General features: G+C 61.8%; 20 protein-coding genes. 7 read left to right on the top strand and 13 right to left on the bottom strand.

Annotated elements, in window-relative coordinates:
• Positions 1–23: 23 nt before the first annotated feature.
• The 4 genes from ACRQEG_RS05300 to ACRQEG_RS05285 form a co-directional block, all read right to left on the bottom strand.
• The gene (locus ACRQEG_RS05300; RefSeq protein WP_244899285.1) at positions 24–3,320 is read right to left on the bottom strand and encodes a VaFE repeat-containing surface-anchored protein; all 3,297 of its coding nucleotides are present in this window, start codon (positions 3,318–3,320) and stop codon (positions 24–26) included.
• Between the two features lie 137 nt (positions 3,321–3,457).
• The gene (locus ACRQEG_RS05295; protein WP_087069972.1) at positions 3,458–3,745 is read right to left on the bottom strand and encodes a WXG100 family type VII secretion target; all 288 of its coding nucleotides are present in this window, start codon (positions 3,743–3,745) and stop codon (positions 3,458–3,460) included.
• A gap of 46 nt (positions 3,746–3,791) precedes the next feature.
• Positions 3,792–4,127, bottom strand: a complete 336-nt coding sequence (locus ACRQEG_RS05290; protein WP_087069973.1) for a WXG100 family type VII secretion target — start codon at positions 4,125–4,127, stop codon at positions 3,792–3,794.
• Positions 4,128–4,408: 281 nt separating this feature from the next.
• Positions 4,409–4,639: a hypothetical protein gene (locus ACRQEG_RS05285; protein WP_087069974.1), complete on the bottom strand. Its 231-nt coding sequence runs from the start codon at positions 4,637–4,639 to the stop codon at positions 4,409–4,411.
• 85 nt (positions 4,640–4,724) lie between these two features.
• Between ACRQEG_RS05285 and ybaK the strand changes: the two genes are divergently transcribed.
• Entirely contained in the window at positions 4,725–5,234 is a 510-nt protein-coding gene (gene ybaK, locus ACRQEG_RS05280) for a Cys-tRNA(Pro) deacylase (RefSeq protein ID WP_180948650.1), read from the top strand.
• Here the strand turns inward: ybaK and gluQRS are convergent.
• The gene (gene gluQRS / locus ACRQEG_RS05275) at positions 5,231–6,148 is read right to left on the bottom strand and encodes a tRNA glutamyl-Q(34) synthetase GluQRS (RefSeq protein ID WP_101595258.1); all 918 of its coding nucleotides are present in this window, start codon (positions 6,146–6,148) and stop codon (positions 5,231–5,233) included. The two genes, ybaK and gluQRS, sit on opposite strands and share 4 nt — an antisense overlap.
• A 3-nt stretch (positions 6,149–6,151) precedes the next feature.
• A complete protein-coding gene (locus ACRQEG_RS05270) occupies positions 6,152–7,462 on the bottom strand; it encodes a C1 family peptidase (RefSeq protein ID WP_087069975.1) in 1,311 nt (436 codons plus the stop codon).
• Positions 7,463–7,559: 97 nt separating this feature from the next.
• On the opposite strand from ACRQEG_RS05270, the gene ACRQEG_RS05265 reads away from it, so the two are divergent.
• Positions 7,560–8,420, top strand: coding sequence for an HNH endonuclease family protein (locus tag ACRQEG_RS05265; RefSeq protein ID WP_200807158.1), 861 nt, complete (start codon positions 7,560–7,562; stop codon positions 8,418–8,420).
• Positions 8,421–8,476: 56 nt separating this feature from the next.
• Here ACRQEG_RS05265 and ACRQEG_RS05260 read toward each other — a convergent pair whose 3' ends face one another.
• The 5 genes from ACRQEG_RS05260 to ACRQEG_RS05240 all read right to left on the bottom strand — a co-directional run bounded on the left by ACRQEG_RS05260 (position 8,477) and on the right by ACRQEG_RS05240 (position 14,684).
• Positions 8,477–8,773, bottom strand: coding sequence for a HigA family addiction module antitoxin (locus ACRQEG_RS05260; RefSeq protein WP_016441845.1), 297 nt, complete (start codon positions 8,771–8,773; stop codon positions 8,477–8,479).
• A 9-nt stretch (positions 8,774–8,782) separates the two neighbouring features.
• A complete protein-coding gene (locus ACRQEG_RS05255; protein WP_087071130.1) occupies positions 8,783–9,064 on the bottom strand; it encodes a type II toxin-antitoxin system RelE/ParE family toxin in 282 nt (93 codons plus the stop codon).
• A gap of 129 nt (positions 9,065–9,193) precedes the next feature.
• On the bottom strand, positions 9,194–12,502 hold the full coding sequence (locus tag ACRQEG_RS05250; RefSeq protein ID WP_284901242.1) for an ExeM/NucH family extracellular endonuclease: 3,309 nt from the start codon (positions 12,500–12,502) through the stop codon (positions 9,194–9,196).
• Between the two features lie 129 nt (positions 12,503–12,631).
• Positions 12,632–13,321, bottom strand: a complete 690-nt coding sequence (locus ACRQEG_RS05245; RefSeq protein WP_087069977.1) for a response regulator — start codon at positions 13,319–13,321, stop codon at positions 12,632–12,634.
• Positions 13,322–13,325: 4 nt separating this feature from the next.
• A complete protein-coding gene (locus ACRQEG_RS05240; RefSeq protein WP_087069978.1) occupies positions 13,326–14,684 on the bottom strand; it encodes a sensor histidine kinase in 1,359 nt (452 codons plus the stop codon).
• Positions 14,685–14,892: 208 nt separating this feature from the next.
• On the opposite strand from ACRQEG_RS05240, the gene ACRQEG_RS05235 reads away from it, so the two are divergent.
• The 5 genes from ACRQEG_RS05235 (at position 14,893) to ACRQEG_RS05215 (ending at position 19,577) form a co-directional block, all read left to right on the top strand.
• Positions 14,893–15,561, top strand: coding sequence for a DUF4352 domain-containing protein (locus ACRQEG_RS05235; RefSeq protein WP_087069979.1), 669 nt, complete (start codon positions 14,893–14,895; stop codon positions 15,559–15,561).
• Between the two features lie 302 nt (positions 15,562–15,863).
• Positions 15,864–17,177, top strand: a complete 1,314-nt coding sequence (locus ACRQEG_RS05230; RefSeq protein ID WP_435733801.1) for an alpha-amylase family glycosyl hydrolase — start codon at positions 15,864–15,866, stop codon at positions 17,175–17,177.
• A 3-nt stretch (positions 17,178–17,180) separates the two neighbouring features.
• Positions 17,181–17,978, top strand: a complete 798-nt coding sequence (locus ACRQEG_RS05225; RefSeq protein WP_435733800.1) for a YaaA family protein — start codon at positions 17,181–17,183, stop codon at positions 17,976–17,978.
• 57 nt (positions 17,979–18,035) lie between these two features.
• Positions 18,036–19,109 (top strand): methyltransferase domain-containing protein, encoded by a 1,074-nt coding sequence (locus tag ACRQEG_RS05220; protein WP_284898895.1) that lies wholly within the window; start codon positions 18,036–18,038, stop codon positions 19,107–19,109.
• Between the two features lie 126 nt (positions 19,110–19,235).
• On the top strand, positions 19,236–19,577 hold the full coding sequence (locus ACRQEG_RS05215) for a type II toxin-antitoxin system RelB/DinJ family antitoxin (protein ID WP_284898897.1): 342 nt from the start codon (positions 19,236–19,238) through the stop codon (positions 19,575–19,577).
• Positions 19,578–19,698: 121 nt separating this feature from the next.
• Here ACRQEG_RS05215 and ACRQEG_RS05210 read toward each other — a convergent pair whose 3' ends face one another.
• Both ACRQEG_RS05210 and ACRQEG_RS05205 read right to left on the bottom strand, forming a co-directional pair.
• On the bottom strand, positions 19,699–20,901 hold the full coding sequence (locus ACRQEG_RS05210; RefSeq protein ID WP_087069984.1) for an ATP-binding protein: 1,203 nt from the start codon (positions 20,899–20,901) through the stop codon (positions 19,699–19,701).
• Between the two features lie 244 nt (positions 20,902–21,145).
• On the bottom strand, positions 21,146–23,056 hold the full coding sequence (locus ACRQEG_RS05205; RefSeq protein ID WP_087069985.1) for an ABC transporter ATP-binding protein: 1,911 nt from the start codon (positions 23,054–23,056) through the stop codon (positions 21,146–21,148).
• Positions 23,057–23,122: the final 66 nt, after the last annotated feature.

Raw genomic sequence — 23,122 nt, 5'->3', positions numbered from 1 at the left:
GTTAGTGGCTGGTTATCCCGGATTTAGCGGGTAGCGCTGGAACGGGAATTAGCCCGGTAGCGCAGGGTCAAGCCGCCGGCGAGCGCGGTGAGCCCGGCCAGGAGCCAGCCCGCGAGCGCCGCACCGGTGCGTTGCAGCTCCGGAGGCGCAGGCGGCGTAACCGGAGGAGTAGCGGGTGGCGTAGCCGGCGGAGTGGTGGGCGGAGTGGCCGGTGGCGTAGCGGGCGGCGTCGTCGGAGGTACCGGTGGTTCTTCGAAACGAACGGTCTGTTCGCTATCGAGCGGATCGGTGTGCTCGGAAATGAGCCGGTCGCCCAGGTACACCCATTCGAAAAGAACCACCTCGCGGCCAGCTAAAGCACTCGCATCAAAGTCCAATTTAATGCGGGCGCATTCGCTGGGAGAACCGGGAACGAAGTCGCTGACTTTGCGTACCGGGGTGCCATCCTTCCCGAGCACCGGCGTCCCATCGGGGAACATGGCGGCCGTTTCGATCCGGTAGGTTTCCCCGGGGATAAGTGCTCCGCTGAGCTCGCATACCTCATCGGTGATCACCGCGTCCGCGGTGGCGCTCAGAATCTGATCGCCGCCGGCACCATTTGTTCCCTCGGTACCATCGATGCCCGCCGAACCATCTTTGCCGCTGGCATGATCAGCAGCACTCGGAGCGCCATCCCGGGCGCGGGTGGCCAGGCGCGTGAAGGTCACCGTCTGGTTGGTATCCTTCAGGTCAGCATGCACGGCAATATCCCGGCCGTCCTGGCGCAGAGTTTCTGTTGCTACCACCTTGGTGCCGGCCAGAGTTGCGGCGTCGACCTCAAAAACCACCTCCACGCTACCGTTGGGGTGCTCGGGCACGAAACGGCTGGTGCTGGTGAGCTCGCTGCCACTGGTATCGCGCAGCGGCTGACCGCTAGCCGGATCCAGGAGCGCCCCGTGGACCTCGTATTCCTTACCGGGAATCAGGTGCTGATAAGAAACAGTATCCACCAGGGTGACGGTGCCGGTATTGGGTGCGATATGAGTGTCCTCGTGGTGCATGGTGGTGTGGAGGGACGGTTCGCGGGTCACCGTGAACTGCTCGGTCACATCGGTGACGCTGGTGGCCAGCGGCGCCGCCCGGTCATCGCCCGCGAAATCAGACACCACTACGTAGGTGCCCGGCAGGTTCTCCCCGGCCTCATCCTGTTCCATAATCCACGACGGATCACCCACGCTCGGATAGAAACCGTTGCGGGCGGGAAGTACCACCGGCTGCCCGATTTGGCGGGCGGCCGCGCGGTTCTCATCGGTGACCGCCTGGCCTTCCGGGAAGAACAGTAGGGTGTGGGTTAGCGTCTGAGTATCCGCCCCAAATCCAGCCCCGCCGGTGAAATCAGGATGGTTCGCGGGTAGGCCGCTCACCCACACATCATCGACCAGGTAGGTGCCGGACTTCGTTTGGCGAATAGAGAGAGCCGAATCGATCTTCCCGGGGTAGCGCACCGACGTTGTTTCATCGGCCAGCCCGAACGTATCCGACCAGCCGGCCTCGATCCAGGGCAAGAACTCGGCCGGTTGGTCCTCCGCGAGGACTTCCCACACCCAGGTGTACATTCCGGGCTTGCTCACCGGTTCGCTCAATTCTGCCCGGATCGGGCCCGGGCCTTCGGCCACCACCGTTACCGACCCGATTTTTTCCGAGCTGGCCGGGACCACGCCCGGCTCGGGAACGGCCGTGGGTGAGACATACCAGGCGGTGGCCCGGTAAGTAACCGGAATAAAGGGGCCATCCTCAAAAGAACCGTTGGTTCCCGGGCGGCGGCTCCATTCCCCATCCCGGAAATTCTCATCCGCGCGGGCCACGAAAGTATCGCTGAGGACCGTGCCGGTATCTACCACTTTCGCATCAGCCACATGGGACACCCCGAGAGGCCGGAAGGGGAATTCTTCCCGAGAAGTTTCCTCCGGAAGCCCGTAATGATCAGCCCAATCGGCGTGAATATAGCGGGAGTTCTCCCCCTGCTCGTTTTTGCGGACCTCCCATACCCAGGTGACGAAACCGCGTTTGGGGGTGGAAAGTTCCGCGGTGAGGGTCTGCCCCGGGCCGTTGGCCTGGACCGTGACCGAGCCCAGGACCTCGGCTCCTTCAGGAACGATATCGCTGCGCTGCGGGGAGGTGCGACCCGCCCAATAGGCGGTAGCCCGGTAGGTAACGGGCACATTTTCCCCCTTTACCTGGCTCCATTTTCCGTCCCCGTAATCCTCCTTGACGGCGGTGGTGAGAGTATCGCGAATAACGCCGTCGGTATTAATAGGACGGGTGCTGACCTTCGAGGTGCCAAGCGGCTGGAAATCATAAATAACTTCCCAGGTGCGCCCCGGAACCTTGCGAGTGAGAGGATCGCTGACCGGGCGGTGGCCGTAGGTGATGGTGTCTTGGACAGTGCCATCAGCCCCGAAAATAGTCAGGGTGGTACGAACCGGGGTATCGAAAACGGCTGTGTAGCTCACCTGGCCATTCCCGGTGGCCGACCACGCCAGCTCCAGCGGCTTACTATCAGTCACCCCGCTCCAGGTTGTGCTTCCGCTCGCATCAAAAACTGCCGGGCCGGTGAGGGTAATAACCACGGGAATTCCGGGCAGCCACGCCTCGGAATCATCCGGGTGCACGCCGATACCGCGGATGGCACCGCTGCGCTCCCCTTCGCCTTCCACGATTCCGCTCACGTAGCCGACGGCGGCGCTGGCGCGCGCTTCTCGCACGTAGCTCTGGGCCCGCTCCTCAATATCAGGACGCTGGGTGCGCACCGCCTGCACCAGTTCGTTCACGGTCTCTTGGGCCCGCCCCGGACGCCCCGGGTATTCCTTTTCGAAATTAACGTGGATGAGGTAGCTCAACGCAGCAAGGTTGAGGTCATCCGTGGTATTTCCTTCATAGCGGTTGAGCAGCCAGGCCATTTGCGGGGTGCTCAGCTGCAATTCCCCCGGCCCGAGCGCCCGGGATTCGGTAAGAGTCGTAATATCGACCATTTCCCCGGGGCCAGGATCGGCATATTTCGCTTGGATACACCAGATGGGATAGCCTTCCACCGCCACCCCGTTAATTGATTGTGTTTCCGCGTAATGCGGGCCGAGGCGGAGGTGGCCAACAATGTTCACACCTTTAATTTCGATGCCGCGGCCAACAGAATGATCCCAATCGGCGCGCGCTCCGGCGCCGCCGAACAGACCGGCGCCCGCCAGAGCGAACACCATGAGAAAAGCAAGAAATACCCGAATCACATGTGGGGTGGATTTCGGGCCCGTGGTTATTGCCATGGTGGATACGAGTCCTTTCACAATATTATTTTTTGCATGACGAAATAGAGCCATGATGAAGCTGCATGCACGGCGAATGCGCATGCGTAACGAACATGGTGCGGGCAGAAAATGCGGGCGGGAAAATACCGCCGCTAACAGCCACTAACCGCCGCGCGCTACCCGAAGAGGCGAGCCACCGCCCGGTCAGCCGCGCGATAGTTCTGCGAAGCGCATTCCACCTGCTGGCCAATACGCGCGTAAATGTCATTCAGGGAGCGGGCCGCGGCATGCCAGCGCGTTTGCGCGGCTTCGTAGGCTGCCTGCGACTGCCCGTCCCAATCCGCCATCGCGGTGCGTATTCGCGCATCAAGCTGCGCGAGCACCCCCTCGATGCGGGAAGCGTGGGCAGTCATATCAGCCGCCCCCGCGGAGAGTTCCCCAAAATGAGCACGAAGCTCGGTCATAACAATCCTTTCTTTAAGTGTGCGGATATCCCGGGTGTGGGCGCTATTACGCCGCCGGCAGATCCCCGACTAGCGCGGCCATGCGGGAAAAATCCGCGCGGGTGGCCGCGTCTGTTTCAGCGACGGTGGCATCCGCGCGGCCCAGGCGCGCCCCGTAATCAGCCAGCAGAGCAAGCAGTTTTTCGCTGGCCGCGCGGTATTCCTCCAGCGCAGCGGCGAAAGCTACCGGAGCGGTACCCCGCCAGCCGGCATGCCAGGCGGCAATGCGGTCCATAGTTGAGTGCAGGTGGGCGCGCAACTCCTCCTGAGCCTGGGTAACGAGCGCGCGAACGGTGAGAATCGAATCATGAGCGACCCGCAATTGTGCGGTGGATACAGCCATACATCCCCCTGAGGTACGTAGGTGGTGGCGCGCGGGTGGTGAGAGTTCCGCGCTTCGGACGCCGGCCGGTGAGGACCGGTGTTCCCATAGTGGCTGATAAAAGTGGTGCTTGTCGAGAGGGAGAAAATGTTATCCACAGGCGCGAGCCCGGCGGGCGTGTCACCCACAGGCAGGCCGGATTTCACCGGCCTAGCGACCCCGTGCCCGGCAGCGCCGTCGTACCTCACTACCCTGTTTCAGGGCGACGACGCCGCGCCGCTTCCGCGGCGCCCTATCCGGCGCTACAGGAAATAAGCCACCAAAGCGACCATCGAAATAACGAAAGCGATGCCGATAATGGTGGCGCGTTGCCAGAAGAGGCGACGGCGCGGGTAGTAGCTCTGCCCGGGCTGGTAGCCGCCGAAATCATAGCCGCCGCTCAGTTCTTCTTCGGATTCGATAGCGGGATCTTCCCCGGTGGCACTGCCGCGCTGCTGGTCATCATGCCGGCGGCCGAATTGGCGTTTCCTCACGGTTTCCTCCGTCTCCGGGTGGCTGGCTCCCGGTAGGAATATGGTAGTGCATCCATATGAACATGAGGGCTACTATCCTGGACGTATGTCGTCGAAGAAAAATAAGCCGGCCGGGACTCCGGCCCTCCTCGCCCTGGAGAAATCCGGCGTGGAGTTCACGATTCTTGAGTACGAACAAAGTTTGCATCACGAGCACGGATTCGCCCTCGATTCCGCCGCTGAGCTGGGGATGGATCCCCGTGTTATTTTCAAAACCCTGCTGGCGCGGGTGGATGGGAAGGCGGTGTGCGCGGTGGTGCCGGCTGCCGCCATGCTCAATCTCAAGTCTCTGGCGAAGGCCGCGGGCGGCAAAAAGGCCGCAATGATGGATCCGCATGATGCCGAGAAACTCACCGGCTACGTGACCGGGGGTATTTCGCCGCTGGGTCAAAAACACCGCAGCCCAATTTTTATTGATGCCTCGGCACGCGAACTGGAGGCGATGGTGGTGTCGGGCGGGAAACGCGGACTCTCGGTGCGGCTAGCTCCCGCGGATCTAGCGGCCGCGGCCCGCGCGACGTTCGCGCCGGTCGCTGATTTTAGCCGGCATACTTAGGCCGGCCCAGCTTCGAGAGCCGCCACGTCCACATACCAGGGCCCGCGGCGCAGCGCCTGAATATCCAGCTGCTCCGCGAAGTCCGCGGCCGTGCGCACCTCCAACCCCAGCGAACGCCCGATGAGCGCCAGCACATCAGCTGCGCTCCAGCCGTATTCGGCGAGCGCCCGCATGGTCACGGCCCCGTCGCGTTTGGCCAGGCGCGCGCCGGCCTGGTTGAGCACCATGGGAACATGCCAATATTCCGGGGTGGGCGCCCCGAGCAAACGCTGCAAATACACCTGCCGGGGCGTGGAGGGCGCCAAATCCGCCCCGCGCGTGACCTGGGTAATATGCTCAAGCGCATCATCCACCACGGAGGCAAAATTGTAGGCGTACCGACCATCGCCACGCCGAATCACAAAATCATCGACGACGCCGCTCACTTCCCCGCACACCTCATCGTGAATACTCAGTTCTTTCACCTCGGTGCGCAGCCGCAGGGCCGGCTGGCGGCCCACCGCCGCAAGCTTGGCGCGCCCGGCCCGACGGCCGGCCGCGCTCAGGTCCCGGCAGGTGCCCGGGTATACCCCGGGCGCCCCGTGGGGCGCCCGGGCGGCGTCGGCTAAATCACGCCGGGTGCAATAGCACTCGTAGAGCAGTCCACGTTCCCACAGGGACGCGAAGGCGGCGTCGTACCCCGCGGTGCGTTGGGATTGGATCTGGACCGGGCCGTCCCAGGTGATGCCAAGGGCGCGCAGGTCCGCGAGCTGGCGCTCCTGGAACTGCGGGCGGGACCGTTCGTCCATATCCTCCACGCGCATGAGGAAACCGCGCCCGCTGCGCCGGGCCAGAGCCCAGGCGAGGAGCGCGGTGCGGAGATTCCCGAGGTGCAGGTCTCCGCTCGGCGAGGGTGCGTACCGGCCGTACTCCACGGTTTAGGCCAGCGAACCCATCGGATCCCAGGCGGGCAGCACTTCCGGTTCGGTTTCCAGCGCGGCCAGCAGCTCGGCGGAAAGGCGATCCTTGGTGACCGCAACTTCGAAAACGTGCTGGTCGAACCAGGAATCGTTCATGGTCCAGAAGCCCTTATCGGCGTGCTCATCGCCCCAGGAGTTTTCGATGCGCCAGCGGCGCGGGCTGCCATCTTCACGCAGGTCAACGCCGGTGAACACCATGGCGTGCGTCATCATCGCTTCGCCGTAGTAGAGCTCATCGGCCTTCGAGAGCGCCAGGTCAATCCCGTAGGTGCCTTCGTAATCGTAGAGCTGGCCGTCCCAAATACCGCGTTCGCGATCCGACTGCTTGCCGGTATCGCACCCCATCCACACGGGCTGGCCGTCCTTGAGGGTGGCGATGGTGGCTTCGCGGATGACCTCGATGGGAACATTGAGGTAGGTGACCGGCTTGGCGCCCACCACATTGCCGAGGCGATCCACGGTGTAGAGCTTGCCGTACTCATTACGCGGATCGTTGACGATGCACACGTACTGATCCAGATCCGGCAGGTACTTCTGCGCGAATTCCACCGGGGTCATCTTCCCTTCGCGGTGGAAGTTCCCCTCCTCATCTTCGTACTGCCACACAAAGCTTTCCGGCGGGGTGCCCAGGTGAATCGCGAGCACCCGGTAGACCTGCCCCATGAACTTTTCGCGCACGGCTTCGCGCTGGCCGGCTTCAGCCTCGCGAATATCGTGGGCGGCGCGGCGTAGCAGCATTTCCAGGGTGCGGTTCATGAGCTGGGTATTGGAGGAGGATTCCGTTTCCGGCATCGCGAACTTCGGGCAGGCCCCGTACTTGTCCACCAGGGCCACGAACATATTCCACTGCCCGCCGTCCCCGATGGGATCGGACAGCAGGTAGTGCACGGTGCGGTCATCGACCGGGCGGTCCGCCAGCTCAATCATGGAGGTGAGGAAATAATTGGCTTTCTCCAGCTTGTCGTAGAAATGCTGGAAGGACTGGGAGAACTCGAAGTTCTTCAGGCCGGTGGCGCGATTGACGAGCATCTTCAGCGAGCTGAGCCCGGAGAAAAGCCAGCAGCGCCCGGACTTCTTCTGGTTATTCACCTTCCAGGTGTCCACCTTCACCGACATGGACGGATCAATCGCGTTAATAACATCGCGATCCTGGGCGACCTTCGTGATCGAGGTCTGGGTGACGGCGTTCTGGACGATGCGAGCGGTGCGATCCGCCGCGAAATCCTCCGCAAACTTCTTCACCATATCGGTCTCAAGTGCCTGGGCCATTCATAACTCCTTCATTGTCGTAACTGTGCCAAGGTCCCTCACTATGCTACCTTGCAGGCGCAGGCCCGCCACGGGCATGTGTCCCGAAAGGTTATGTATGCGTTTTTCGATTGGTCGTTTCGGTGCGCCTCATCGTTCCGGTGCATCTGGGAACCGCGGCCGCGCATCCGGTGCTCCCGGTGCTTCCGAGCGCGCATCCGGCGCAGCTTCCCCTTCGCCGCACCGGCGCATGTGGAACGTGATTGCCGCGCTGCTGGTGGTCCTCGCGGTGGCGCTCATCCAGTTGTGGCGCGCTGATTCGGATTCCGCTCCGGCTCCTGGTGGTGCTGGCAGCGCGAGTGGCGCGGCGGGCAGCGCGAGCGATGCGAGCAACGGCGAACTCACCGCGTCCGAGGCACTTTCCGCACTCAAGCTGCTGCCCGGGGGCCGCCCCGATTCCGGGCACGGGTATTCGCGCGCCGAGTTCTGCCTGGGAGATGGCTGGCCCGATACCGACGGAGACGGCTGCACGGTGCGTAACGAAGTGCTGCGCCGCGATCTCGCGGGAGTCACATTTTGGTCGGGGAAGTCCACGCCGCCGGGCTGCGTCGTCGCCACCGGAACCCTCCGCGACCCGTATAGCGGAACGGTGATTTCTTTCGACCGCGCCCGCGCGCCCGAGGCGGTAACGATTGATCATGTTGTCGCGCTTTACGATGCGTGGCGGGCCGGGGCGCAGGATTGGGACGCGGATACGCGCGCGCAATTCGCCACCGACCCACTCAATTTGCTCGCGGTCTCTGGGGCGGCGAATAAGGAGAAGGGGCACGCCACCGCCGCGCAGTGGTTGCCGGATAACCCGGCTTTTGTGTGCGAATACGCCGCGCGGCAGGTGGCGGTCAAGCGTGCGTACGGGCTTCGGGTCGACGACGACGAACGTCACGCCCTGCACGAGGTGCTATCCGATTGCGTCCGGTAAGCCGAGGTTGCGGGTGGGGCTGTGTTCCGAGGCCAGAACCCCGCTACCGTACCCGATTACGCGCTCTGCAAGGGTTGAATATTTTCTAGCTCATCCCCTAGCGCATCTAACTCCTTCTCCAGGTCATAGTGGGTTTGCAGATTGATCCAAAACTGAGCACTGGTCCCAAAGAAACGCCCCAACCGCAACGCGGTATCCGCGGTGATCCGACGCTTCCCATGCACAATTTCATTGATTCGACGCGGAGGAACCTCAATGGCAATCGCAAGTTTGTGCTGCGTAATATCCAACGGTGCCAGGAATTCCTCTTCAAGGATTTCTCCCGGATGAATCGGGGGAATCTTGCTAGTCATGATACCTCCCTAGTGATAATCAACTATTTCAACTTCGCTTGGACCTTGTGGCGTCCAAAGAAAACAGATACGCCATTGATGGTTAATTCTGATGCTGTACTGACCAGCACGATTACCCTTAAGAGCCTCCAAACGGTTACCTGGCGGTACCCGCAGCTCATCGAGTTCCGTTGCCGCGTCGAGCAGCATCAGTTTCATGAGCGCCTTCCGTGCTATTCGAGAGTCGAGTCCCTTAACACGCTCTCGCCAATAGAGACGCTCTGTGTCCCGATCTGCGAACGAAGCAATCACAAAATAAGAATATAACGCCACACGTTATTAACGCAAGGCGTTATATCCTGAGAATTTCTCCCATACAACGCGGGTGGGTGCTGGAACTCGCGGTCCCGGCACCCACCCGTGTTGGTAGCAATATGGAGGTTAGCGGCGCACCGTTGGGGTGTCGGTACCGTTACCGTCCCAGTCTCCGATGAAGAGCTCATCGCTTACCCGCCCGTACGGGAGGGTGTGATCAGCGTTTCCGCTCACCAGGGAGTTATTGACGTGGATGGTATTGCCGCGGCGAATCGAGAGGGTGTCCCGGCCATCGCCGTCGAAATCTCCCGCGAGGGTGGCATCCCCGGCCCGGCCGTAGGAGAAGGAGGTATCTGCCGCGCCGCTGGCCAGGGAATTCTTCACATAGAAGACATTCCCACGCCGCACCGCAAACGTATCAACACCATCACCATCCCAATCACCGACCAGGACCTCATCACCGGCCCGGCCATAAGAAAACACGCTATCCGCTTCGCCACTGGCCAGGGAATTCTTCACGTAAAAGACATTCCCACGCCGCACCGCAAACGTATCAACACCATCACCATCCCAATCACCGACCAGGACCTCATCGCCGGCCCGGCCGTAGCTGAAGACGAGGTCGGCCACGGTGGCTTGCCAGGTATTGGATAGGTAGAACATATTGCCAGTTGTCGGTGCGGGCGCAGGTACCGTCGGTTCCGGCGCGGGCGTGGTTGGTTCAGGCGCCGTCGGTTCCGGCGCGGGCTTCGTGGGTTCCGGCTGAGTAGGCTCCGGCTGCGTCGGTTCCGGTGCAGGCTGAGTAGGTTCAGGCGCGGTCGGTTCCGGCGAAGTGGGAGTCGGCTCCGGCGCAGGAGCCGGATCTTCCTTCTCCGGAATCACCTTGAGCCCGACCTTGAAGGGGTCGTGGTCCGAGGAGCGGAAAGCGCTCTCATCCCACAGATTCTTGATGTTGTAGTTGTAACGGGAGTACTCCAGGGCCACCGACTCGGGGGAATTGATATTCCACACCTGCCCGCCGGTGGCGAGCTTCGCGGCGGCGGGATTGGCCAGCACGTGATCGAGCGAGCCCACCAACCCGGAGAATTGGTAGGTGTAGGAATCCGGCTGGAAATGCCCGTGCAGATTGGTGTAGCCGGCCTTCTCAAAGACCCGGATCGGGTCCTCCTTCGAATAGGAGTTGAGATCCCCCACCACAAACACCGGCTTATCGGCAAACTCCGCAGCGATCCAATCGCGCAGCGTCTCGGCCTGCTTGGTGCGCAGGAGGTTGTTATTGCCCTGGTACACATCCTCGTCATTCGCGATCTTCTTGGATAGCGAACCTTTGGACTTGAAGTGATTGGTAATCACCACGAACTCCGGGCCCACGCCTTCGCCATCCACAATCGCCTGGAAGCTTTGCGCCAGCGGCTGGCGCGCGGTCCCGGTATACCACTCGCTATTGAGAATCTGCGAGGGACCCACCGCCCGCACCTTATCTTTCTGGTAGATAAAGGCAAGGCGAATATAGTCCTCGTTCTCCCCCACTTTCGCCGGGGAAGGCACATAAGCCCAGCGCTCGGCCTGCGCGTCCGCATTGAGGGCCGCCACCAGGGCCCGCACCGCAGTATCGCGATCCCCGCCGGAGACCCGGGCGGTATTCTCAATTTCTTGCAACCCCAGCACGGTGGCATCTAGCTCGTTAATGGCCCGCACAATCTTGCTTTGCTGGCGCGCGAAAGACTCCGGGGTATAGGCCCCGCGCACCTTGCACCGATTCGCCGCGATGGGATTACCTTCGCGGTCGGTATAGGCCCGGCAGCCCTTCTCATTTTCGCCGAGGCTGGTGAAGTAGTTGAGCACGTTGAAGGAGGCGAGAGAAATATCCCCGCCCAAATTCCCGGGGGCCGCCGCGCGGGTGTTCTCAAAAGTGACCACCTCGGTGGAGCGATCCGTGCCATCTTCCAGCGTCACCGGGAAGCGCGGTTGCAGCTTCCAGGAATTATTGCGGAAGTCCATAATGAGCCCGCCCTGGAGAGTCGCAGCGGCGCCCACTCGCACCGGCGCGGCCTGCGCAGCATCGCCGGCCGCATTATCCGCGAACAGATAGGGCACCGGCACATTCGTTTGGGCATTGCGCCCAAAGTAGGCCCGCGAGCGCCCATCATCCACAACCAGCACATTCGCCGCGTTATAGGCATCCAGGGCCTGTATCTGCTCGGGGTTCTCGCTCGGGTTGAAGCGTTCGCTGGGCTGCCACAGCGGCTGGGTGCCGCAGGCCAGGCCCACCTCACCGTACTGGTTGGTGGCATAGTTATTAGTCACCGTGAGCGGCCCGGTCACGCGCACGAGCATGCCCTCCACCGCTTCGCGCTGCGCCGCCGTGGCATTGCAGGCAATCTCAACCGGCTCAATCGCCGCCGGCTTTTCCTCCAGCGCGGTAATAGCAGCAGCATTAATTTCGGTCAGCCCGTAAAATTCGGTGACCGTGCCGCGCACCTCCACATAGGCGCCGGCCTCCAGCTGGGCGGCCGCTGCCCCGTACACGAAAATACCGTGGGATGCATCAGCATGTTCCACCCCGGGCGTTTGGATATAGGCCCCGTTGAGTCCGCCTTCCGGGTAGGCCGCGGTCACGACGCCGCGCGTGGTCACCTCCTGCCCGGCGAGCGGACTTGCCTGCCCGCTTCCCTGAATTTGCGCGATAGTGACGAGCGCGGCCGGATCGCTTGTGCTTCCCGTGCCCGGCTCCGTTGTTGGCTCGGTGCCGGGGCCGGTGCTTGGCCCGGGTTGCGGCTGGGTGCCGGGATCCGGTTGGCCCGGGGTTGCGTCGTCGTTCGCACGTCCCGGCGTAGCCGGAACAACACTAAAATCGGCCGCATTATTATTCGTATCCGCGCCGTTGGGGATGCGGGAGGCGGAGTTCGCGGCCATCTGGGAATTGGAGCCGACGCGCGCCGCCTCACCTTCCGCCACGCTCGCGTTCCCGTATCCGACCAGGTCAATAGCGGTGGCGGGATCGGCTAGGGCCGCGTCAATACGCGACGACGGCGCCAGCACCACAATCCCGCCCTTGGCTCCGAGGTTGATCGGGGAGGTGGCCGCCTCCGGGAGCTGAACACCGTTGGACCCGTTCGATCCGGCGCTGACCACCAGATAAGCCCCGGCGTCCAGGCTGCCACTCAGGGCCACCTTGGAAGAAATGTTCTTCCCGTGGCTTGCCGAATAGCCCAACGTCAGATCGCTCAGGTCAATCGCCGCCGAGCTCGGGTTATACAGCTCAACGTATTTATGAGTGTAGGTGGATCCGGAGGACCCGCCCCGGGTGTAAATCTCATTAATGACAATTCCGGAACCGTCCGGCGCGGCGAACGCCGGGAGGAGGGAGACGCCGGGAACCATCAAAGCCGTGGCTGATAGTACCGCAACGCCCGCGAGGGCACGTTTTTTCACGTTGCGACCTTTCTGTGTGGTCCGCGCGTGGCGGGCGCGGAAAGTGCTTCACGCCTCCTCCACGTTAGCCCGGCCGCATCGCCAACTCTTAAACACCAGGTAAACGGGCGGTGACCAGGGCTCGCGGCGCTACACAGGCTCGTCGTCGAGCAACCCGGCGCGCGTCATATCCACCGCGACCCCGATACGCCCTTCCACCCCCATTTTCGCCACGATGGCGGAGAGGTGCGTTTTCACCGTGGATTCGGACAGGTGCAATTTCTCGCCAATATCGCGATTCGAGAGCCCCCGGGAAACCTGCCGGGCCACCTCGAGTTCGCGGGCGGTGAGCCGCGCGATTTTTTCCTGGGCGCGCCGGCGCGCGCTCACGGTGCGGGTCGCCGCCAAATATTCGTACACCTGCTTGGCCGCGCGCGGGGAGAGAGCGCCATCCCCGGCCGCCACATTGCGGATCGCCTGGAGGAGAACCTGGGGATCTTCCGATTTGAGAATAAACCCGGAGGCGCCGGCTTCCGCGGCGCGCACCGCTTCATCATCGGCATCCAGAGTGGTCACCACAATCACCTGGGGTGGATGCGGGAAACTCCGCAGTTGGCGCGTGGCCTCGATGCCGTCCATACCCCCGGGCATCGCCACGTCCATGAGCACGACGTCGACCTTCACCGCGGTGAGAGTTTCCAAAGCTTCGCGGGCCGTGCCCGCCTGCGCCACCACCTCACTATCGCGCTCCGGACTCAGGTTAATAATCTGTACCAGGAGACGGCGAACCATCGGGTCGTCATCAACGACCATAACGCGAATGGGTGAGGAAATCGGCACCGCGCTATTTTACCATTCCAGGATTGCCACCCCGGGCACTCCCGTCCCAGGGAAGGTGCACATCAACTGCGAAAACGCCGCCCGCGGTAGTGAAGCTGGCTCGCCCGCCCAGGGCCTGGGCTCGGGCCTGCACCCCGCGCAATCCCGAACCCGCCCCGTGCTCGCTTTCGCGTTGCTCCCCATCATGCGGAGCGGGCATAGCGTTGCGCACCGCAATATCGAGGCCCTGATCCGGCCCACCGCTCACCCGCACCCGGGTGGTTTCTTCCGGGGCGTATTTCACCGCGTTGGTGAGCAGTTCCTGGACGATACGGTAGCAGGCCGTGGTAAGCGCGGCCGGGGCACGTTCGGCATCCGTAATAAAAACATTGGCGACGACGGGATGCCCGGCCGCCAGCACCTTATCAATATGATCCGCTAATTCAGTGAGGGAACGCGGCGGGCGGTAGGCCGAGGAACTCGGATCACGCATGACCCGCACCAGGGAACGCAAATCATCGGTAGCCTGGCGGGAAGATTCCCGCAGCGACCGCGCCGCTTCCTCTAAGTCCGCATCCCCGCGCGCCAGCAATTCCAAGGAGCCGGCCTGCAGGCTCATAATGGCCAGCTGAGAGCCGATGGAATCATGAATTTCCCGAGCCAGGGCATCGCGTTCTTCTTTGCGGGTGAGCTGGGTTTCCAGCTCTTCGGAAGTGGCGGCGGAGGCTTGGAGTTCCTCGCTGGTGGCATCCAGGCGATGGTGGGTTTCCTGGAGTTCCGCGGTGGCGCTGCGCCACAGCCCCCAACCGATAGGGAGGAGCACCGCCACCGCGTAGAGCACCAGGAGCGGCACAATATTATTCGGGAAATCCTCCAGCGGATTCTGGTGGTTGAGGAAACCCATCACCCAGGAGGAGTTGTAATCTTTCCCGGTCAGTTCGCGGGCGAATTGCCAGGCGGTAATGAGGGCATACATGAGGCACACGCCCAAGGCGCGGCGTCGTCGCCCCCATGCACGCGCCCCCGCAAGATAGCGCGGCAGCAAAAACCCGACCACCGGTCCGATCGCACCCAAAGTAGAACACACGGCCGCAACCGCGAGCGCGCGGCGCGGGTAGCGTTCCCGGCGCGCCACCCACACGCCCGCCATAATGCAGCAGCACATCGATACGAAGATCCCGACTTCGTCGAGGGTGCCGAGCCAGCCAGGCAGCGCGCGGATTTTCGCGCGTTCAATCTGGTAGCCGACCCCCACGACCATGACGATATATATGGCGGCAGTTTTGAGATAGAAGGGGAGGGCGGCGAGCCCGCGCCGGCGCGCCGGACTCTGCCCCGCACGCGCCGCCGCACCGCTGCGTTTCTTCGGCGCGTAATCTGTCATGCCTGTGATTGTACGGCGCGCCCGCGCGCTTCAGAACCGCCGTTCGGCCCGCGAATGCCACCCGAAGGGATGAGGCGGGTCTGCCCAGGTGGAGGATGTGCGCGCCGCGCCGCGCTTCTACCCTGGAGGCGATACGTGAGCGACTCCGGCCGCGGCCTCCTGCCTGGCCGGGGCGGCGCCCACCGCTGTAGATAAGAAAGGTTCTCGCATGTCAGCATCCACGCCGCCGGTGTACGGCGCAGTACCCGCTCCGGAACAGAAAAAGAATTGGTTTGCGCGCCATAAGCTCCTCACCGCGCTGCTCGTTATTGTGGTGCTCGCGATTGTGGGCACCGCGCTGTCCAAGCAATCCGATGGCAAACCCGCCGCCACGTCCAGCTCCCAGGCCGCCGATAGCGCCGCATCCGGGAACGCCGCGGAGGGCGCGGATAAGAAGGCCGAGGCTGAGGGCGATAAAGGCGATAAGAAAGATAAGAACGACGACGCAACCGTGGGCATCGGCACCCCGGTCGTTCTCGGTGATTTTGAAGTGACCGTGACCAATGTGGAGAAGGGCGTGAGCCATATCGGCAATGATGTGCTGGGCAAGGATGCCACCGGCCAGTACGTCATTGTGGATGTGACCGTGAAGAATACCGGGAAGGAAGCGGCTGGCTTCGCCGAATCGGAGCAGAAGCTCGTGGATACCGAGGGGCGCCAGCATTCGGTTTCCGGGGATTCCCTGTACTTGGGCGATGCGTCGATGATCTACGAGAAGGTCAATCCGGGCAATACCGTGACGGGCAAGCTGCTCTACGATGTGCCGGCCGATGCAGTTCCAGCCAAGCTGGAACTGGAGACCGGGTGGATTCATAACGCCACTGTTAACTTGCAGTAAACGCCGCTTATTTCGCTTGGCGGTTTTCGCGCGGCGTGTTTTCTGCGCCTGGCGTTTGGTTTCGCTAGTTTCGCTGGGCGCTGTGTTACGCGGCGTTTCTCTTCGCGGCCCTTCGCTCTAGAATCGAGAGCGAGGGGCCGCGGCGCATTCACCCAGCTGAGCGCGCTCCGCGGCGGCGCTCGTAGCGGCGATCCACCCGGTATCGCACCTACCGCGGCGGCGATCGTAGCGGCACACAAGCGATCAAACGAATAAGCGAATAAGCAACCAAGCGCTCAAGCGAAGAAAGGCAGCTCGTAGCTATGTCACAGCTCGACACCATCTGGTGGCAAGTTTTTGCCCTGGGAGCCTGCGGGGCGCCCATTCGCGAGGGGCATAGCCCCCTGACCGCAACCGGGGAACTTCCCGATGCCGCCCCCGGTGAACACCGCTTACGAGCTTTGGATCCGTGGCTGGATTATCTTATTGAGCTCGGTGCCAATGGCCTGCTCCTCACCCCGATTTTCGCTTCGGTTTCCCACGGCTATGACACCCTCGATCATTTCCGCCTCGATCCGCGCCTGGGCGATAACGCGGATATTACCCACCTTATTGAGGAAGCGCACCGCCGCGGCATCCGGGTGCTTTTCGACGGCGTCTTCAACCATATTTCCCGCTCCCACCCGCAGCTCGAAGAGCTGGGCCTACGCACCGAGAGCGGTGATTTCCACACCTGGGAAGGGCACGGGGATCTCATTACCCTCGACCATTCTTCGCCGCGGGTGCGTGAGCTGGTCCGCGAGGTCATGGAATTCTGGCTGGAGCGCGGTATCGATGGCTGGCGCCTGGACGTGGCCTACGCGGTCCCGACCGATTTTTGGGCGGAAGTGCTCGGGAAAGTCCGCGAGCGCTTCCCCGAAGCGCTGTTCCTAGGCGAAGTTATCCACGGCGATTACCCCGATTTTGTGGCGCGGTCCAGCGTGGATACCCTCACCCAGTACGAGCTCTGGGCCTCGATCCGCCAGTCGATTGCCGCGCGTAATTTCTGGGAGTTGGACTGGAATCTGGGGCGGCACGCGCAATTCTGCGAACATTTCATCCCCAATACATTCATCGGCAATCACGACGTGGAACGCATCGCCACGGCGGTGGGCCCGGCCGGGGCGGTGCTGGCCGCCGCGGTGCTTTTCACGGTTCCCGGGATGCCTTCGATTTATTACGGGGATGAACAGGGCTTCACCGGAACCAAACTCGAGGGCTTTTCTGCCGACGACCAATTGCGCCCGCCCCTACCCGAACGCCCCGAACAGCTCTCCAACCTCGGTTCCGGGATGTACGACGCCTACCGCGCCCTCATCGCGCTGCGCCGCACCCACCCGTGGCTCACCCGCGCCCGCCTCGAGGTCACGGGCAAGGATAATACCTGGATCGAGTACCGCGTGTGGGAGCGTCAGCACGACGACGCAGTCCCGGCCAGCGCGGACTCTGCCGCGCAAGGGGACTCTGGCAAGCCCGCTGAGCTGCGGGTGCGCCTCGAACTCGAGCCGCACCCGAGCGCTCGTGTCATTGGCGTTGATCCTACCGGAGGCGACGTTGAACTCTTTTCCTGGCACGCGGGCGCAGAAAGCGGGGAGTAAACAGTGCTTATCCTCCTACCTCCTTCGGAAGGGAAAACCGCGCCGGCCAGCGGCCCCGCACTTGACCTGAGCGCCCTGAGCATCCCGGAATTCACGGCCTTGCGCACCGAGCTGGTGGCGGAGCTGGAAGACGTATCCCGCCACCCGGATGCCCTCGATATCCTCGGGGTGGGTCCGAGTATTGCCGATGAGGTCGCCACGCAGATCACGCTGCGCGAGCAACCCTGTGCTCCGGCCTGGCAGGTGTATACCGGGGTGCTCTACCAGGCCCTCGATATGGGAAGCTTCTCGGCCGCTCAGCTCACCCGCGCCGGGGAGCACACTCTGATTTTCTCGGGACTTTTCGGGGCCACCTCGCCACTTGACCTCATCCCTTCCTACCGATTGGGAATGAACGTGGAGCTGGGTGGCGCGAAAATTTCGGCCCGCTGGGCACCCCTGTGGCCGGTTCTCAATAGCCGGGCCTCCGGATTGGTCATTGACGCGAGATCCGGTGCCTACGCGGGGTGGAAGGTGCCGGCTAGCTGCGACGTCGTAAAAATAACCGCGACTCGCATCACGGGCGCAACCTCCCGCACGATCTCACACGCCGCGAAATATTTCCGCGGGCGGGTGGCGCGCCTGGCGCTCCTGGCCGCTACCCCGCCGCACGAAGCCGAAGAATTAGCGGAATTGTGCCAGCAATTGGTGGGCGAGGAAACCGCGGCCGGGGTGATCACCGGGGTGGAATTAGGGCCGGCGCGGCGCGGAGTGCGCGAGCTCGCGGTGGTGGAGACCGTAGATACGGGGCGCGCCCACTAAGCTGGGACCGTGCGCTGTTCGTATTTTGAGGCGGGGACCTGCCGTTCGTGTACCCGGATGGGTGAGGCCTACCCCGCTCAGGTGGCGGACAAGGAAGAACGCCTCGCCGAATTACTGGCGCCTTTCGCGCCGGCGTGGCTGCCGCCTGTACTCTCCCCGGAATCGCATTTTCGTAATAAAGCAAAGCTCGCCGTGGGTGGAAGCACGCAGGCGCCGACGCTGGGAATTTTAGATCGGGACATGCGCGGGGTGGACCTGCGCGCATGCGGACTCTACGAAAAGCCCATTACCGCGGCGCTCCCGGTTCTAACCGAGTTCATCGGGCGGGCACGGCTCACGCCTTTCGACGTGCCAAGCGGGCGCGGGGAACTCAAAAATATTCTCATCACCGCGGCGCCGAGCGGTGAGCTGCTGCTACGTTTTGTGCTGCGCTCGACCGAGTCGGTGGTACGGATTCGCAAGCATGTGGCCTGGCTGCGCGCGCAGCTCCCGAACGCTCGGGTTATTTCTGTTAATTTGCTGCCGCAGCGTGCCGCCCTCGTGGAGGGTGAGGAGGAGATGGTGCTGACCGGGGAGGATACGCTGCCTTTCCCGCTCGGCGCGGTGACGCTTTACCTCACCCCGCGTTCCTTCTTCCAGACAAATACTACGATTGCCCGGGCGATGTACGCACAGGCGCGCGCGTGGGCCGCCGGTTTGGACGGGGTGCGCACGGTATGGGACTTGTATTGCGGGGTGGGTGGTTTCGCACTGCATGTGGCCGGCCCGGGGCGGCGCGTGACCGGCGTGGAGATTTCCGAGGCCGCGGTGGATTCCGCGCGCCGCGCTGCCGCAAACGCCGGCAGTTCCGCGCAGTTTTTTGCCGGCGACGCCGCACGTGCCGCCGGCAAGCTCGGCGGCACGCCCGATCTGCTCATCGTCAATCCACCGCGACGCGGCCTGACAGATCTCACCGAGTGGATTGCGGCGAATCCCCCGCGCTGGCTCATCTATTCATCGTGCAATCCCACCACGCTGGCCAAGGACTTGCAGCTACTGGATGGCTTTGCCGTGCACGAAGCACGCCTCATGGACATGTTCCCGCAAACTGCGCACATGGAATGCATGGTGCTGGCCGAGCGGGTGGATTAGGCGGCGGCTGCGGCATTTCGGAAGCGGCATGCCACCATATTTATTCTGGGCCTTTCGCGAGGGATAAGTGCTTGCGCATGCCACTACATTGGCGCAGACTGTTCAACAGGAGGCAAGGAGGCACCCGTGGCAAAGACAGCGAATGTATACGTCCGCATCGATCCGGAACTCAAGGAACGGGCAGAACGCATTTTGAGCTTATTAGGCGTCTCCCCATCAACTCTTATCACCCTGCTTTATAAGCAAGTGATCTTGCACCGCGGCATCCCCTTTGAAGTGAAGCTCCCTCATTCCAGGCCGGTTGATATTAGCTCGCTGACCAAAGATGAGTTAATTGCCGAATTGGACAAAGGCCTCCGGTCCATCGAATCAGGCGACACCAAACCCACAGAAGAAGTATTTAAATCACTGAGTTTAGAGTTCGGCGAATGGGATTCCGCGATAGGCACCGATGCCCAGCCGCTTTGATTCATTTAGAGCTCTTGTGGCTCTGAGCTGATGGTTGCAGCTCGCGTATGTGGAGCATCCTCGACATTTAGGGCTTCAAAAAGCTCCTTGACGGAGCACAACAAGGATCGCACTACGGGAGTTAAGCAGCCGGCGCAGGTTGCGGATAGGTAGCGAGCAAGTGCGCCGCCGACTGGGCTGCAAAGTTTTTCCCTTGGTACGATTCTTCACCCTGGTATATAACCGCGCGATTTTCGGCCGGGATTCCCAGGAGTTCACCGATCTGGGAAAGCTGGTGGCCGAATTTATCGCGCATCGTAATCGAGGATTTAATCTCGAAAATGCGCGGGTGACTACGCACAGTGCAATCAAGGAGATCAACCTCGCGCTTGGAGTCATCACGATAAAAATAGAGCTCCGGCTCCGTTCCCATATGGAGATATTGTTTCCGCATCTCCGCGATCACGAAATTCTCGAATACCGCCCCTCGTTTCGGATGGGTCAGAAGTTCAGCAGCACTTCGGATTCCCAAAAGATGACACAGCAAACCCGTATCGTAAAAGAACAGCTTCGGAGTCTTCGTCACTCGTTTCACACCGCTGGACATATACGGCTGCAGCGTAAACGTGATGTAGGAGAAATTGAGAATCGACGCCCACTCTTTAACGGTCCGATAGGTGGAGCTGATATCGCGCGCCAAGCCGCTGTAGTTAATGAGGCTTCCGCTCGACTCTGCGCACAACCTCAGGAAAGCACGGAACACGTCAATATTTCGGACACCGAGATAATCCGCGACATCTCTTTCAAGGTAAGTCCGCACGTAATTAGGCATAAAAACGTGGGCCGGGATACCTGCGTCGTAAATACGCGGATAACCTCCGGCAACTTGCGCTTCGCTGAGTGTGGGCACAGGATCAAGTGCTTGAAGTTCCTGCCAGCTCAAGGGCAGCAGCTGAAGCATTCCAACTCTGCCGGCCAAGGATTGGCGAATGCTCCGCAGCAGCGAAAAGTTTTGCGAACCGGTCAAAATGTACTGGCCCGCCTCACCACGCTCATCTGATCGCACCTGAATGGTAGAAAAAAGATCCGGAGCGTATTGCGCCTCATCAACGATAAGCGGCGCGGGGTGCGCGGCAAGAAAACCAACTGGATCCTGGGTAGCTGCCGCACGGAGATTCGGATTTTCGAGGTTGACGTATTCATACGTGGGAAAAGCCGTCCGAACCAGGGTTGATTTCCCGCTTTGGCGCGGGCCGGTAACGAAAACTACCGGAAACCATTGCGCTAATTGTGCGATATAACCACTCGCACTGCGAGGAATCACCGTGCCACCCTCTCCCCTCATTGCGATAGCAGAGCCACCGCATGTATGCACCAGAACTCACCAAATCATTGCAGTAGATCCTACCAAATCATTGCAGTAGAACCCACCAAATCATTGCAGTAGAACCCACCAAATCATTGCAGTAGAACCCACCAAATCATTGCAGTAGGAACTGACGGATCGGCACAATAGCAACGAAAAACCCCGCTCGCACCGCTATCGTAGACCGGCACAGTCGCACATGGCTCGCTCGCGGCTTACACACTCACCGCAAGCCGTAGCGTTTGAGGTGGCGTTGAGCGCGCGCGGAGTTGTCATTCTGCAAGGCGAGCAGCTCGGCGTAGATACCTCCGGACTCGGCAAGCTCTGCCGGGCTACCCACCTCATCAATACGCCCGGCGCGCAGAGTAATAATGCGGTCCACGCTGGCAATAGTCGAGAGCCGGTGCGCAATAATAATCGAGGTGCGGTCTTTCATAAGTTCTTCCAGACCGGCCTGCACCCACCGCTCGGAGCGGGTATCCAGCGCGGAGGTTGCTTCGTCCAGCACCAAAACCGGGGCAGCTTTGAGCATGGCGCGAGCCACGGCGATGCGCTGGCGTTGCCCACCGGAAAGCTTGAGCCCGCGCTCCCCGATGACGGTGTCATACCCCTGGGCAAAACGCCGGATAAAACGATCCGCGTGTGCGCGGGTCGCGGCATCGAGGATTTCGTCCTCAGTAGCATCCGGGCGCCCGTAAGCAATATTTTCCCGAATTGTTCCCGAGAAAAGCGCTGGGTCCTGGAAAACTACCCCGATGGCGGCCCGAACCTGCCCGAGTGGCAGACCCGCGATATCGCTGCCGAAGAGCTCAATATGCCCGGCCCGCGGTTCGTATAGCCCCAGGAGAAGCGAGGTCAGGGTGGTTTTCCCACCCCCGGATTCTGAAACGAAAGCGACCCGCTCCCCCGGCTCGATAGCGAAACTAACATCGCGTAAAACATCCGGATCGGTGCCGTATCCAAAAGTTACGTTCTCGAAGCGAATCGCCGGTACATCAGGCTCAATTTCCACCACGTTCTGGTGGAGCGCGCGGGCCGTAAGTGGGCGGGCCGGTGCGGCGTCGTCGTTAGGAGTAAGGACGGCGCCGTTAGGAGTAACGGCAGTGCTGCTGGAAAGAGTCGCGCTGCCGGTCAATACGGGGCGTTGGCCGCGTTCGGTTTCGGTGAGTTCCATGACCTCGAAGTAATCGCGCGAGCCGGCGATGGCGTGCTGGGTGGTGTCCACGATCCAGCTCATGGACATGACCGGGCGGCGTGCCATCCCCACGAGCTGCACCAGGATAACCATGTCGCCCACGGAGAATTGGCCGCGTGCGGTGCGCAGGAAAATAATGGCGTAAATCGCGAAGAAAATAACGGCCATAACCATGCGGCGCAGGAAGTCCATGGTGTGCCAGTGACGGGATTGATTGGCGGTGAGGCGCTCGGCGTGTTCGTAGTGACGGGCGAAATGCGCGAGTTCGCCGCGTTCGCGGGTGAAGGATTTGACCACGCGGATCTGGCCGATTACTTCGTTGAAGCGCCCGCCGGCCACGTCGATGTCTTCGTTTTTCTGTGCTTCCAGGCCCTGCCAGCGCCGCGAGGTGAGGGCGGTCAGCCACATGTAAATCGGGAAAATAATAAGCAGGAGGAGGCAGAGCAGCGGGGAATAAATGAAGGAAATAATCAGTACGGCGATCACCGTGAGCAGCGTGGTGAAGAAGGAGTTTGCGAAGTTCTTGACGAAATTCGTGACCTCCATAATGGAGCGGTTGAGGCGCGAGGTGATGGTGCCGGTGAGTTCGCGGTCGAAATAATCTTGCGGGAGGGTGAGGAGTTTATCGAAGTAGCGCACGGAGAGGATGGAGCGCATTTTTTGGCTCATGAGGTCGCCGGCATAGCCACCCAGCGAGTCGATGGTGGTGGAGAAAAAATCGATGGCGAGGAAGGCGCCGGCCAGCAGGATAACCCGCCGCACCGCCACATCAACGTCAAGACTGCCGCTCACGGCAGCAACCGCGGTATCGGTGGCGGCGCCGAGCACGAAGGGAACAATGATGGTTCCGGCGGTCACGAGGATGGAGGCGAGGGCCACCGCCACGTAGTAGCGGGACAGCGCGGAGGTGAAACGAAAAATTCTTAGCAGTGCGTGCACATAGTGACCCTAGCAGTACTGCGCGCTGTTCCCGGGGCGTTCGCGTGCCGCGCCGCGCTGGAAGTC

The sequence above is a fragment of the Actinotignum stranguriae genome, from assembly GCF_051265215.1.
Classification (GTDB): domain Bacteria; phylum Actinomycetota; class Actinomycetes; order Actinomycetales; family Actinomycetaceae; genus Actinotignum; species Actinotignum schaalii_C.
Note: the sequence above shows the minus strand (reverse complement) of the source record. Positions and strands in the feature narration are given on the sequence as shown.